Consider the following 15,379-nt stretch of genomic DNA (forward strand, 5'->3'; position numbering starts at 1 on the left):
AAAATTTTTCGATATTTTTCATTTTTTTTATTGACTTTTAACACAACTGCTGGTGGATACTGCCCTCATCACAACATTAGTACAATTGTACTATCTGTAAACATACATTGCTTTAGCTATATGTCTAATTTCAGAGATCTAGCTAGTAACCACTCTATTTCTACCACTGTTTTTTGCTTTATATAAATATCTGTCAGCACGTACTATAAATTTTTTAATATCATCAAAGTCAGATCCTTGCATTTCTGCAATTCCAATGCTCACAGTTATGTTATGGGTTGTATTTTTGTCCGCAAGTATGAAAGGTTCTTTAGCAATAATTTTTCGTATTCTCTCCGCAATAGTATACGCATCTGATACATTGGTATCTGGCATTACAACAACAAACTCCTCACCACCAAACCTAGCTAGTAAATCTGTCACTCTGATATTTTCAGAAATTCTTTTCTGTATTTGCTTTAAAAGTTCATCTCCAGCACTATGCCCAAAACTGTCATTCACTATCTTAAAATAGTCTATATCAAGTATCATAAGAGACAACCTTCTATCCTTTTCCACAGAGTCCTTAACAATGTTTCTTAAGTGTGCATCAAAATATCTTCTATTATAACAGTTAGTTAATGGGTCCTTTATAGACATTTCCGCATTATTAAATAAATTCATTCTCAAGGCATCTTGATATCTTTTGCGTTTTACTTGCGAATTAACCCTTGCTATTAACTCACCCTCATCCAAAGGTACTGTTAAATAATCATTAGCACCTACATCAAGTGCTTTTACTAAATTGTTTTTATCATAATCCTCAGAAAGAATTAGAATTGGTGTATAACGTGTTTCCACCTTACTACGAAACTCAGAACACAAACGCAAGCCGTCAGTTTTTGAAAATTGCATATCAGAAATGATCAGGTCGTAACCATTCTCAATACCAACCTTCAATGCTTCCATTGGATCACTCAGTATTTTAATTGACCTAAAGCGTTGCTTTAATATATTATATATCTGCTCTGCTTGATGAACATCCTCATCTATAACAAGTATGTTAGCATCAAAAATCTGATTGGAATAATCCATAATACTGTTTCCTGCGACTCCACCAATCTCAGCGTTAGTTTCTCCTCTCAAACGCAATTCATCGATAATCATCTTTAAGCGCGTGAGGGACTTGATCCTTGCAGATAAAGCAGTTTCGTTTATTGGTTTAGTCAGAAAATCATCTGCACCAGCATTAATGCCCTGTACTCTATCATGAGTGTCATGCAGCGCAGTTACCATAATTATTGGAATATGGGTTGTCAAGGGATCACTCTTTAGCTCCTTACAAACTTCAAAGCCATTCATCTTTGGCATCATGATATCAAGTAATATAATATCAGGCTGCTGCTTTGCTACTAAATCTATAGCTTCTTCACCATCATGAGCTACGATAACCGTATAGTACTCTGCTTTTAGTCGAGCTTCTAAAAGCTTGACATTAGATAGTACATCATCTACTAACAGAATCTTCGCTGTCATTATCTTTAGATGTATTATCTATATCGTAAGTAGGATAAAGCTTACCATTTTTACCAACTATGTAATTTACTTTCTCAGTATTACACTCTTTATATAAGTCTTCAATTCCGGCATCCTTCAATAACCTTTTGGCTTTTGACTTTGCAATTATAAAATACCTATATATAGTCTTAATAAAATCAATAAATACAGGTACCTTATTTTTATCAAGAACAATTATGCTCACTAAAGCTACAACTAAAATTTCTGAAAGACCTATATTGAACATTTTCCTATGAAGCAAGTACTTTAATCCTTCTGATTATAAATATTAATTTGCTTAAATCAAGTTTAGAAGCAACCATCTCATCTAAAAAACTATTATAACGTTCTATGTAGTCCTTATCATTACAAGCCCAGGTTTGAACCTTATCTTCGGGGTTATCAGTAGCTTTTATGACTTTAACAGCTAGTTTGTGATGGTAATTGCTTAAATCGTCCAATAAATCATTAACTAAGCTGCGATCCCAATAAGAAGAGCGGCTTTTCATCTTGATGGCAATTGTTCTAATCAGATCGAATCTTAACAGCGACTTTAACTCAAAGTATATTTTACCAGCATCAAGAATGGACAAAGATGTCTGTTCAGCAACAGATATAATGTCCAGTGCATAAGCAAGAACGCATAGATCAGCAACTTTTTTTGCTAGATCTTTATTTATATTAAGTTCTACTAAAGAAGTTGATCCATGGCTATAGACCTTTAATAGGTGTTCATCTAAAACATCAGTTAAGTTCTGGCCTAAAGTTTCAATTGCATCTTTAAATTTTGTAACATCATCCAATTCTATAAAGCTAAGCTTGCCAAGATTTTTCACTAGCCAAAATGATACTCTACCAATAAATTTCTGCACGTTCCTCACTATTTGTAAGTATGAGTTAACATCAATTTTTCCATCCAATTCATCAATTTTCTGCCACAGGCTGTTTAAATCATACAGGTGGTTAACAACAATATATATGTTAACCGCTTCTTGTATCTTAATTCCAGTGTTCTCAGCCAAATTATTGATGAATATACAGCCCATTCTATTCACTACATCATTTGCAATGCAAGTAGAGATAATTTCTCTACGAAGTTGGTGTTTTAATATGAAATCCTTAAACTTTGTTACCATCTTTTTAGGAAAATAACCTAGCAAGTAGTCATTAGATATAAGATCTTTTTCAGGCAGATCGGAATGTATAATTTCATTTTTTATTGCTGTTCTAGCATAAGACATTAGAATAGAAAGCTGAGGAGAACTGAAACCTTCTGCACCAGTTAACATCCTTGCTATCTCTTCTTCAGTTGGAAGAAATTCTACGCTTCGGTTTAACAGCCCAGATTTTTCTAAACTGAGCAGTAACCTGTGGTGCTGCTCCAATCTCTCTTTAGCTTGCAAACACTCAAGAAGTAATGCTTTTGTTTCAATTTTGTTGTGGTTCTCAAGCACTTTGGATGCAACTTCATCCACCATACTTGCCAGTATTTCATTCCTTTTTTCTAAAGAAATATCCCCTGCTTTCATAGCTGAAACAAATGCAATCTTAATGTTAACTTCAAGGTCCGAACATATCACTCCGGCTGAATTATCAACAAAATCTGCATTGATATATCCACCTCTTTCAGCATATTCTATTCTTCCAAGCTGTGTACAACCAAGATTTCCACCCTCTATAAACATAGAAGCTCTAATATCTTTACCATTCACTCTTAACTCATCGTTTGCTTTGTCACCGACCATGCTATGATTTTCACTCTTTGCCTTAACAAACGTGCCGATTCCTCCATTCCATATGAAGTCCACTTTTGCTTTCAACAGATATCTAATCAAATCACTTGGAGGTAGCATATCTTCTGCTATATCAAAGCATTTTTTCATTTCTTGAGAAATGTTTACTTGCTTACTGCTACGCTCAAATACTCCTCCACCCTTAGAAATCAAATCTTTGTTATAATCCATCCAAGTTGAAAATGGTAACTCAAAGAGGCGTTTACGCTCTGTGAAACTCTTTTCTGCATCAGGGTTTGGGTCAACAAAAATATGCATATGGTTAAATGCGCCGATTAAATGTATATTTTTTGAAAGCAGCATACCATTTCCAAATAAGTCGCCAGCCATATCCCCAATTCCAATAACAGTTGCATCTTGGTAAATATCCTTATTCATTTTCCAAAAATGCCTCTGTGCTGCAATCCATGCACCTCTAGCTGTAATACCCATTTTTTTGTGATCATAACCTGCTGATCCACCAGATGCAAATGCATCGCCAAGCCAAAAATTGTATTCAGAGGCTATCTGGTTGGCATAATCAGAAAATGAAGCAGTGCCTTTATCTGCTGCAACTACCAAGTATGGATCGTCTTCATCATACCTAATCACATTCTCTGGTGGAATTATTTCACCATCAACCACGTTATCAGTAATATCAAGCATTCCTCTGATAAAACTCTTATAGCACTCAACACTTTTCTCTCTTAAAATATTCTTATCTTTATAAGCTTGCTTTATTACAAACCCACCCTTTGCACCAACAGGAACAATAACCGCATTTTTTGTCATCTGAGCTTTCATGAGCCCCAAAACTTCAGTGCGAAAATCTTCCGTCCTATCCGACCACCTTAAGCCACCACGGGCTAATTTCCCTCCTCTTAGATGTATTCCCTCAAAAAGGTTTGAATAAATATACAATTCGCGATACGGACGAGGATCAGGCAAACCATTTATTTTACTTGAGTCAAATTTTGTAGATAAATATGGTTTATCGTCTTGATAATAACTGGTCCTTAAAATAGCCATTATCAAGTTAAATATCGAGCGCAAAACGTAATCATGTGAAACATTGCTGATCTCTTTTAGAAGTTCCTCAATTTTTTCTATGAAAATGTCCGTGGTTTCTGCTCTATCAATGTCTATGTTAGGATCAAATCTTGCATGAAATAGTTGTATCAAATACTTTACTACTTTTGGATACTCTGAGACTACCTTTTGAATATATTCTGGGTTGTAGTTAAATGACGTCTGCTTTAGATAGGCACTTAGCGCTCTAATCAGAAGCACTTCCTTCCACTTGAGTCCAGCAATAATGATCAAACTATTGAAATAGTCATTTTTAATTTCCTTGCTAAATACTTTTGCAAGTGTTATTTCAAATTGCTCTTTTAGAGTAATGTTGTCTATTAATTCATCGACTCTTGACAACACAAAATGGTGTATCCATATTCCGCCGTTAATTTCTATGTAATAGCCATTATGAGATAGGATCTTCGCTCCCAAATGCTTAGTGATCCTTAATATCTTCGATAATTCAAGACCTCCATTGCTCGAAGTGTAAACCTTTAATTGATAATTAAGATTATCACAAGTAAGCCTTAAATCGACCTCGCTAATTCCCTTCTTCCTCACTATCTCCAATTTTTTCATATCGTAATATGCGTCGTGAGGTTCGAAACTCTCTTGATAGCTTATTGGAAATGCCTTGCAATAACGGATGAATATATCCTCAACAGTGCTGAAAGTATTATATAAATTGTCTATGAAACGATCTTCCCACTTTTCCGTAATGTTCCTTAATTTGTTTTCGATACGCAAAACTTCATCATCAGGAACACTAGCGTTTTTAGCCTTTAGCACCACGTGCAATTTCATTAAGTCATATTCGTTTATAATGTGGTGGTTATAAATATCTGAACTTTCTGCACTTGTCTCATCCTTCAATATGTCACGTATCTTGAACATTAGCCTAGCGCTAGCATAACGCATCGGTATCAGCACTATGCAACTAATAAAATCCCCTACTCTTCTTAAAAATAATCTGACCCTTGGCCTAATCGCAAGAGACATGATCGAAATGCAAATTTTAAATAATTCGTCTTCATTTGATTGGAATAATTCATCACAAGAGAATGCTTGTAAAATAGAAATCAAAGCTTTATTGTTGTGGCCACCTATTACAAACCCTGCATTTTTTTCTATAACTTTAACTTTATCTCTTATTATTGGAATAGTTCTAATATCTTGGACCTCCGCTATAGAAGTAAATAATCCAAAAAAACGCCGTTCCTTTACCACATTGCCCTGGTTATCAAATTCTTTTACTCCTATACAATTCATGTATGTACGCCGATGGACTATTGAGATTAGATCTGATCTCAATATGTATAGGGAATCAAGGTTTGCAGAAGGGATCAACGTACTTTGACCTACTCTCATCAGGCCAAGGTCCTTTTTGCTATCACAGACGAGTTTTTCATCTTTACCAGCAATATATTCTTGATAACCTAGAAATACGAAGTTATTATTCTTTAACCAAACTAGAAAATCTTTTTGCTCTTGATTTCGGTCTGGTGTCATTCCAGTGCGTGACACTGGAATCCACGTGTCCTTTTCCTGGATCCCAGTATCAAGTACTGGGATGACAGAAAGACTTGCCTCATCAAGCTTTTTGAGCATTAAGTGCCAATCTTTCACAACGCAATTAACTGCTTTCAGTGTTTTTTGTAGAGATTCTTTTAATGTATCAACAAAACTGTCACTTATACCTTTGATAATTAGATATATAACTGACTCTTTTATTCCATTACTTTCTTCCAAAGGGTAAATCTCGTCTATTAGGCCCTCTTTTCTTTTAATGTTAATTATGCTGTTGCTGTAATAGCATATGGTTAAATCGTGCGACTTAATAGTTGCAATAACGGAGTCAACCAAAAATGGCATATCATCGTTTGTTATCTTAATCGTGGTAAAATCGCCTGCTATTCCTGGTATATCATCTATATTGCTTACTACTAACTTACTTTCATCTTTCTCTTTTTGAGAAACAAAATTGTAAGCATCGTTTACAATATATAGCAAAAACTTATCGTTGGCTTTTAGGTCGCTTTTATAAACAAAACTATAAAAATACTTAATAAATTTTTTAATTTTTTCTTTATCTTGCTGATTTTGTTGATCAGCTAACTTAAATAAAGACTCAGTGTCAACATTATGATCTATACACATTTTTTTTAACAAAAATACACAGTGAACTTAAACCTTTTTAACTAAGATTTCATTATCAAGAGCGTACACTATTAGCTCATCATTTTCTACTACTTCCCCTGATAAAACTAATTTAGCTAAATTATTTTGAATACACTCTTGTATAACCCTTTTTAGGGGCCTTGCTCCATATTCAGGGTCATAGCCAGTTTGTGCTATTAGTTCTTTAGCTTCCTGCGACAAACTTATACTCAGTTTACGCTTAGCAAGTGTTTTTTGTAAATAAGAAAATTGAACATCTATAATTTTATAGATGTCATCTCTGGTTAAACTGTGGAATATAATAATTTCATCCAGCCTGTTTAAAAATTCTGGACGAAATGCTGATTTAACTATTTGCATCACTTCATTTGATCTCTCTGGTGTCATTCCAGTGCGTGACGCTGGAATCCACTTTTTTTCCTGGATCCCAGCGTCAAGCACTGGGATGACAGAGGGCTTTTCAAGAGAGCTATTTTCTTTTGCTCCTTTTAGCATTATCTCAGCACCAAGATTAGAAGTTAAGATCAGTATGGTATTGCGAAAATCAATTAATTTGCCATGACTATCAGTGAGTCTCCCCTCATCCAAGATTTGCAGCAATAGATTAAATATATCTGGATTTGCCTTCTCTATTTCATCAAACAGAATAACCTGATATGGCCTTCTTCTTACTGCTTCGGTTAATCTGCCACCCTGCTCATAGCCAACATACCCTGGAGGCGCGCCAATTAACTTTAAAACAGAATGTTTTTCCATATATTCTGACATATCAAAACGCAGAAGCGCTGATTGATCGTCAAACAGAAATTCAGCAAGGGCTTTTGCCAGTTCCGTTTTACCAACCCCGGTTGGGCCTAAGAATAAAAATGAACCGAAAGGTCGATTAGTATCTTGCACACCAGAGCGAGAGCGCCTAACTGCATTACTTATTGCTTCTATCGCACTTTTCTGCCCTATTACTCTTCTTCCTATTTCATTTTCCATGTTAAGGAGTTTTTCCTTTTCACTGTGCATCATGTTATCAATTGGAATTCCCGTCCACTTTGAAACAATGTTTGCAATATCATCTCCTGTCACTTCTTTCTTTAAGAAACTATCAGTAACCTTTTCCTGATTTTTTAATTCATTCTCAAGCTGAGGAATCACACCATACATCAATTCCCCTGCCCTTCCTAAATTTCCACTCCGCTGAACTAATTCCAACTCTTTTCTAGCGTTATCTAATTTTTCAACTGTTTCTTGTATTCTAGCTATTTTATTCTTTTCCATCTGCCATTTGCTGTTCAAGTCAGCAAATTTACTGTTTAGGTTTTCGATCTCTTCATTTATCTTTTTTAAACGCTGTTTAGAATTTTCATCACTTTCTTTTTTTAGAGCCTCTGCTTCAATCTTTAGCTGTATAACCTTTCTCTCAAGTTCATCAATAACTTCAGGCTTGCTATCCATTTCAATTCTCACCCTACTTGCTGCTTCATCAATCAAATCAATTGCTTTATCAGGTAAAAACCTATCTGTTATATATCTATTGGACAACGTTGCAGCAGCAATTATTGCACCATCTGTAATTCTTATACCATGATGCACCTCATATCTTTCCTTCAAACCCCTGAGTATTGAAATAGTATCAGTTTCAGTTGGTTGAGAGATAAACACAGGCTGAAAACGCCTTGCAAGTGCAGGATCTTTTTCTATATGCTGACGATATTCATCTAAAGTTGTGGCCCCTATACAGCGAATTTCTCCACGCGCAAGAGCAGGCTTCAGCAGATTCGAGGCATCCATTGCACCACTTGTTGCTCCTGCTCCAACTAAAGTATGAAGCTCATCTATAAACAAGATAACTTTTCCCTCCGCTCTCGAAAGCTCATTAATCACTGCTTTTAACCTTTCTTCGAACTCTCCTCTAAACTTAGTCCCAGCAATTAATGCGCCAAGATCCAAGGCTAAGACTTTTGCATCATGCAAACCAAGTGGTACATCGTTTGCAACAATTCTATTTGCAAGCCCCTCAACTATTGCAGTTTTCCCAACACCAGGTTCACCGATCAGCACTGGATTATTTTTTGTCCGCCTCAGTGATACCTGCATAGTTCTTCTGATCTCTTCATCACGACCAATTACAGGATCAAGCTTTCCTTGCATAGCAAGCTCTGTAACATCTTTTGTATATTTCTTTGCCGCGTTTAATTTTTCCTCACTGTTTGGCGAGTCCGCACTGCTGCCTTTTCTCATTTCTGCAATAACTGAGTTCAGTTTTTGTGGAGTCACACCATTCTCTGCCAGAATTTTGCCTACAGTATCATCTTTTTGTGCAGTGAGGCCCTGCAGTAAACGCTCAACAGCAACAAATGAATCTTTACTTCTCTTTGCAATACCAATTGAATCTTCAAAAACTTTTGCTATTTCTCTTGAAAGTTGAAGGCCACCACTTCCTGGACCTTCAATTACTGGCAACTTTTTTATTGCGCTATCCACAGCATCAGAAATACTTTGCACATTTCCACCACAAGCGTTTATCAAATCCTGAACTAAACCTGATTCATCCTCAAGCATCACTTTGAGTAAATGCTCAGGCATAAAAATCTGATGCCCAGCTCCCAACGCTTTCATCTGAGCACTTTGAATTAGACTTTTTGCTTTTTCGGTAAATTTATTTAAGTCCATAACACCAGTTAAATTCGTATTTGCTGATGTATATAACAACTGATTTCATAAATTTAAACCTAAAGTTGTTTATTGTTAGGTATGATCTGTAAAAATTTAAAACTTTTTTTTTTGTAATAGTTAAAAGGTCTAATCTACTTTCAGTTCCTCAGTATGTAAACTGCGCGGTAAGGACTCTAATTCCTTTGCAGCACTTAAGTTTTTATTTTTTGCATGTATACCAAGCTTATTAAATTCTCGGGCAGCAGGAAACACCCTTGCTTCAAGAGAGCCAGCAGTTTTATTATAATGATCAACAGCGCTTTTTAAGCTCCTGCGCAAATTATCAAAGTTTTCACCCATTGTGCAAATGCGCTCATATAAAATATGACCTAGTTCACTGATTTTCTTTGCATTTTCAGCTATCATCTCTTGCTTCCATCCATACGCTATTGCTCTCAGCAACGCAATTAGAGTGATCGGTGTTGCAATGATCACTTTTTTTTCCACTCCAATCTCTATCAAAGCAGGCTCATATTCCAGTGCTGCGCTAAAAACCCCCTCCCCTGTTAAGAAAAGCACCACAAGTTCTGGCGTATTTTCAAATTGATTCCAATACTCTTTTTTACCCAAGTCATTTATGTGTTTCTTTATTGCCAGGGAATGATTCTTTAATTTCTCCTTTTGTATTTGCAAATCATTTTGTGATATAGCATCCATGTAAGAATCAAGCGGCACTTTAGCATCTATTATTATTTGCTTTCCAGATGGCATTTTGATTATTAAATCAGGACGCAATAAATTATCCTCGTTTTTATCAACCACTGAGGCTTGAGTAAAAAAATCGCAATATTCAATCATTCCTGCTATTTCTACCACCCTTTTGAGCTGCATTTCACCCCACTTTCCTCTGATGTGAGGCTTTCTCAAGGCATTAGCAAGGCTGGAAGTTTGGTTCATCAGCGCTCCAATTTGCTCCTTTAAACCTTCATAGGCCCCTACCCTCTCTTTTTCCAGCTCGCGTATTTCATTATCGAATTTTTCTAATTTTTCTTTTATTGGAGTTACAACTTCGTTGATCGTTGCTTGTCTTTTTTTGAAATCGCTTTCCGTTTCTTTTAATTTGTTATCAATGACTTCCTTCGCTAAGTTCAGAAAATTGTTATTGTTCACTTGCAAGGCATCAAGAGAGAGCGCTTTAAAAGTGTTTGTTAATCTCTCCTCTGCTTTTGTTAGTAATTCTATTTCCTTTTTCTTTTCCTCACGTTCTTTTTGCAGAGTTACTTCAAGTTCTGCTTTTTTGATCTTTAAATCAACTATTTCTTCATTCTTCGTAAGCAAAGTTTGCTTTGTTCCTTGAAGTTCTTGCTCTAATTTACATAAAGTACCCTCAAGATTTGCTTTCTTTTCGCTCAGTTTTTTTACGATAATGTAGAAAAATAGTAATAGAGAGACAACCAGAGCTATAGAATTGAAAAGCATCAGAATAAAAAACTGTATCTACAATTCTATATGATTTTTGTGTATATAAGAAAGAAAAAAAGAGCACCTAAAGAGGTGCTCTTTTTGAAAGGTTTACTATAGTGGTTATTAATTAACAAGAACGATTATTACTAGCAACTTGTTCTTCTCTTGTTTGAACAAGCGACGAATTTGGTACCACCTTGCAAAACGATATTTCTCTTTCCAAGCTTGCTCTTAGCAAATAGTCGTATAATTCTGGAGAAGGGTGCAGTCTCCCTTGATCATGTAGCATTTGATACAGCACAACAGCACCATTGTTGCTACCATTTTTAGTTTCACTAGGACTTGCTACTTTTGGTAGCATACTATTAGTAGGAGCTTTAGATGAGGAGACAGGAGTTGATTGTTCTACTGCTGGGTCAGCAGTTGTTGAGCTTGGTTGTGTAACTCCATCATCTTCTGCATCAAAAAACTCCTCTAATTCATTAGTCTTTTCCTCATTGCTAACCACTGGTTGTGTTACGTTATTACTAGTAGTATTGAGATTAAGTTGTTCCAGCGTTGTAGTTTTGAATGGTTCTTTAGATATGCTGTCTACTTTAATCACCTCATTATCATGTAACCCTAACATTTCTTTTACAGACTCAACTCCGCCTTCAACAACAACTGTATTGTTATCCAAATACTCACCATCTTCATTCTTCTTTAGTATTGATGTTATCAACATATGGTTAATATTATGAGAGTTACTATTATTACTACCAATAATTTTATACTCATTTTCACCACACTTTATATATACATGGAGTTCAACAGAAGAACGATTTAACTTACGAAGATCTTTATACTCCTATGATTATTGTCCAGTAGAAATTTCAAATTTTGTGAAATCTTTAAAAACCCAGTCATTTTTAAGAGTATAGAAAATAGTTATAAGAAATTTCCTAGCAGTAGCAGTTATAGCTTTAGCAGAACCACGCTTCTTTTTTATATGTTCATAAAAACTTTTCAAGTAAGGACTGTAACGTACAGCAATCCAAGTACATTGAACTAAAGAAGTACGCGCTATTTTTGACCCTCGTTTGGTAATTCTTCCAATTGTACATTGCTGATTAGATTGAGAAACTCTTGGTACAACTCCAAAATATGCAGTAAGTTTCTCAGGTCTACGGAAATCATTAATGTCTCCAATTGTTGCAATAAAGACAGCTGCAGAAATTGGACCAATTCCCTTTATGCTGATAAGATTGCTGAACCCAGGAAGTTGTTTAGCAAAAGCTATAATTTCCTTTTCAAGTTTTTTAAGGCTTTCTCGGATAGCTTCTAAATGATAGCTAATCACTTCAATTTCAACTTTTTCTAAAGGCTCCCAATTATGCTTTTGAGTAGCACGCTCAAATCCTACTTTAGTTGTAAGTACTTCTTTTTTAATTTTTATTCCATGATAATTAAAAAGACCATGAACTTTATTGATTAAAGATACCCGTGACTTTACTAACTGATCTCTCGTTTGAAGAAGAGAAGCTAACTGCTGGCATTGTTTGTTTTTGCACCTTGCCTCAGGCAACATATCTTTGCTTAGAAAGAAAGCAATAGCTCGCGCATCATGCTTATCTGTTTTGTTCACAGAGCGACGAACAACTTCAAACTGTCCAGGAGCAATTATTACTATGCGTTTAACGTAAGGTGAAACTGCATCATAAAAGAAACAGCTGTTACCTGTTGCTTCTATGGCTACTTCATATGTTTCTTGAAGATCTTTGGTGAAATTATCCAAGTCTTTTAAGCGAAACGTTTGAATATGCTCAGGTTTCCCTTCTTGTAAGTAACAAGCAGTAAAACTATTGGTATGTAAATCAACTCCAATGTGACGCATATTTTTTCCTCCAATTGCATATTTCAATATATCAGAGTAGAATATTGCCGGTTGTTCCAAACTCCTATACGAGGTCATCACATTTTGTGAGCCTCACGATGATTTTCGGTGGCAGGGGCAGTTAATCTCCCCCACGAAGTCTTCTTTCTACTCCCTGGGCAGAAAGTGCTTCAGAAAAACATCCAACCTGCCACCTATCCACTCTGAGAAGTTATTATCTTCTCTTGCTTCCAACCAAGCAATACTTATTCATACCATCTTCCCATAACAATAACTTGTTTGTCAGTCACCTGACGAAAATGATCTAACTCACTTGGATAATGCCAGGGCAATCCATTATTTATTCCAATTACTCCCTTGGGATCAACAGCCATAATTCCGATAACTATCATCCCTGTAAAGCAGCTTGAGCTACAAAAAATCGCATGTGATCACGCACATTATGCACTCGAAGGAAATCAACCTTGTTGTGCAATGCAGATGATAAAGCAATTGTTTCTAAATCTCGGTTGAAGACAGGTTCTGTAGAAAAAGAAGAAATAAATGACTTTCTAGAATGACCAACCAGAACTTTGCAGCCAAAACTTTGCAATGCTTCTATATTGCGTAAAAGCCAGATATTCTGATATAGAGATTTGCCAAAACCAATACCAGGATCAATAATGATCGAGCTTTGATCAAAACCTAGAGCTAGTAATCTATTAATGTTCCTTTCTGCCCAATTATTTATGGTATCAATTCGATCAATGTCACTTGGGATAATGTTGTCACTATGTGGTGGTATGGAGAGTGAATGCATAATAACAATACTACATCCACTGCTAGCAATCGCTTTTAAGGTATTATCATCTAGATCTCCCTTCTGATCGTTTACCCAGGCAATATTGTAGTGCTCCAAAACGTTCAAAATAACATCTGTCCAGAAACTATCGACGCTGACTTTAATATCACCAACTTTCATATATTGATTAAGGTCATCAAGCACTGGTTTTAAGCGTGCATATTCTGCTTTTGGAGTTTGTATTGAGGAGCCAGGTCTTGTTGATTGAGCACCAAGTTCAACTATGCTTGCACCATCTGATAACAGCCGCAGTGCCTGCTTGGTTGCTTGATCTGCATCATAATAAAGACCACCATCTGAAAATGAATCAGGAGTAATATTGACAATACCCACAAGCTCTGGCAAAAGCGTAAAACTCTTTAAAAAACAATCTTGAATGTTAGGGTTAACAGTACCAAACGTTTTGTTAACTACTGTCATGGGACTCAGCATTGCCATCAAGTGAAGCAAAAATGGTCTGTTTATCAATTCTGGGTGAGGAATCTTAAGGTAGGGTGTATCAAGTGTCAGGTCATCCCATAACAAAATATCCAAATCAATAACGCGAGGTGCCCATTTTTCATAGGCCTGCAGGCGGCCAATGTCACATTCAATTTGTTTAAGGCCCTTTAACAGCTCTTCAGGAGAAGAAGAACAACTTCCATACACAACCATATTTAGAAATGGCTTGTCCCATCCAGGTGGAGCATCATTTGGTAAAATAGCCTTAGTCTCCAGAATAATTGAAGATTTTAAATTTTTAAAATAGCGCTCCTTTAGTAACTGAGCAGCCTTTTGTAAATGGAAAAAGCGATTCCCCATATTTGAGCCAATAGAAATATAGATCATTAGTTATCTTCCTGTTCTTGCAGTGCATTACAATAGGTAAAAAAAACGCCTCCATGTACATTAGGAACGGGTGGTGCAACTTTGTGAGTAGTCACTCTTATGGAAGAAATAGTATGTTTTTTCTGCACCAAAAGATTATTAATCGCTCTGTATATATCATGGGTTAAGTGCTCGATTAAATTGAATTGCTTGCTCTGAACAAGAGATTGAATATTTTGTACTATCTCTAGATAGCAGACAGTGCCTTTTAGCTGGTCAGTTGTAAGCCCTAAAGGAGGAGATTTAAAAATAAAATCAACATCAATACTAACTAATTGGGAATGATACTTTTCTTCTGCACTATAGCCTAAGTGAACCCAAAGCCGTAAGTCAGATATAAGAAGATTACATGCAGACATTGCATTCCAACATCACTGAGTTTTAATTTTCAAGCTACTTACAACTGCTAACACACGCTAGCATTCATCATTCCATCAAGAAAACCCCACAAGAGCTTTGCTCCCTTTTGAGCACCCTGCATAACTTTATCTTGCTCTTTTTCATCTAGATCTTCAATAAGATTTGCACACTCCTCAGAATGCCACTCATCAGCATGCATATGAACCGTAAAAAATTGAAGAGAACGCTCATCACTTATTGAATAGTGTTTTTTTAAATCTTCAATTTTAGACTTAGAAACCTCTGGAGTTTGACGTTCATAAGCATAAAGTGCACCCAAACCGGAAGCAAAATCTGATCGTACAATATCAAAGTAACCATCAACTAACTCCTGTGTCTCTTTAATCTGTGCATCTTTATGAAGATCAACGCCAAGCCCTTCAGCAAAACGCTTCCATAATTCTGGATGATTTTCATCACCTTGTTCTTCTTCTATCAAATTACCAAGCAAAACCTGTCGCATTTTTAGATCTGGGCACAAAAAATGTATACCACTGATATAACGAGGAAACGCAGCAACGTGGTGATAATATTCTTTAGCGTAGGTTTGTAAAGCTTGCAAGCTTAAGCTTCCTGTATTCCATGATTGGTAGAATGGATGATTTAATAAATGCAGCTCATCTAACTTATTATTTAGAGATTTAGTAAACTTCATTATTTCCTCCATTATATCAACATATAGTTCATATACTATAGCTTTCTCATTGTTACGATCATGCTAAGATCAAC

At 35.8% G+C, this 15,379-nt stretch carries 10 protein-coding genes and 1 pseudogene; all 11 read right to left on the minus strand.

From position 1 onward, the window contains the following. Positions 1–138: 138 nt before the first annotated feature. Complete coding sequence (locus tag OPR57_RS05475; RefSeq protein ID WP_265036195.1) at positions 139–1,515, minus strand: PleD family two-component system response regulator; 1,377 nt, start codon at positions 1,513–1,515, stop codon at positions 139–141. Beyond that, the gene (tatB, locus tag OPR57_RS05480) at positions 1,487–1,783 is read right to left on the minus strand and encodes a Sec-independent protein translocase subunit TatB (RefSeq protein ID WP_265036197.1); all 297 of its coding nucleotides are present in this window, start codon (positions 1,781–1,783) and stop codon (positions 1,487–1,489) included. The genes OPR57_RS05475 and tatB overlap by 29 nt, the downstream gene beginning before the upstream one ends. Positions 1,784–1,787: 4 nt before the next feature. Further along, complete coding sequence (locus OPR57_RS05485; protein ID WP_265036198.1) at positions 1,788–6,539, minus strand: NAD-glutamate dehydrogenase; 4,752 nt, start codon at positions 6,537–6,539, stop codon at positions 1,788–1,790. Positions 6,540–6,566: 27 nt separating this feature from the next. Next, complete coding sequence (locus OPR57_RS05490) at positions 6,567–9,224, minus strand: ATP-dependent Clp protease ATP-binding subunit (protein ID WP_265037571.1); 2,658 nt, start codon at positions 9,222–9,224, stop codon at positions 6,567–6,569. 129 nt (positions 9,225–9,353) lie between these two features. After that, the gene (locus OPR57_RS05495; RefSeq protein ID WP_265036199.1) at positions 9,354–10,685 is read right to left on the minus strand and encodes a DNA recombination protein RmuC; all 1,332 of its coding nucleotides are present in this window, start codon (positions 10,683–10,685) and stop codon (positions 9,354–9,356) included. A gap of 112 nt (positions 10,686–10,797) precedes the next feature. Next, on the minus strand, positions 10,798–11,394 hold the full coding sequence (locus tag OPR57_RS05500; RefSeq protein ID WP_265036200.1) for a hypothetical protein: 597 nt from the start codon (positions 11,392–11,394) through the stop codon (positions 10,798–10,800). A 129-nt stretch (positions 11,395–11,523) separates the two neighbouring features. Then, complete coding sequence (locus tag OPR57_RS05505) at positions 11,524–12,543, minus strand: IS110 family RNA-guided transposase (protein ID WP_265037507.1); 1,020 nt, start codon at positions 12,541–12,543, stop codon at positions 11,524–11,526. Between the two features lie 257 nt (positions 12,544–12,800). Then, positions 12,801–12,935, minus strand: a pseudogene (locus OPR57_RS05510) (dihydrofolate reductase); the annotation flags it as partial. Beyond that, the gene (gene folP, locus OPR57_RS05515) at positions 12,932–14,212 is read right to left on the minus strand and encodes a dihydropteroate synthase (protein ID WP_265036202.1); all 1,281 of its coding nucleotides are present in this window, start codon (positions 14,210–14,212) and stop codon (positions 12,932–12,934) included. The gene folP and the pseudogene OPR57_RS05510, both read right to left, overlap by 4 nt. After that, positions 14,212–14,610 carry a dihydroneopterin aldolase gene (locus OPR57_RS05520; protein WP_265036203.1) on the minus strand — a complete coding sequence of 133 codons (399 nt, stop codon included), beginning with the start codon at positions 14,608–14,610 and terminating at the stop codon, positions 14,212–14,214. Before OPR57_RS05520 ends, folP begins: the two co-directional genes overlap by 1 nt. A gap of 47 nt (positions 14,611–14,657) precedes the next feature. Then, complete coding sequence (locus OPR57_RS05525) at positions 14,658–15,305, minus strand: CADD family putative folate metabolism protein (protein ID WP_265036205.1); 648 nt, start codon at positions 15,303–15,305, stop codon at positions 14,658–14,660. Between the last annotated feature and the right edge of the window lie 74 nt (positions 15,306–15,379).

It is taken from the genome of Wolbachia endosymbiont (group A) of Anomoia purmunda, from assembly GCF_947251545.1.
Lineage (GTDB): Bacteria > Pseudomonadota > Alphaproteobacteria > Rickettsiales > Anaplasmataceae > Wolbachia.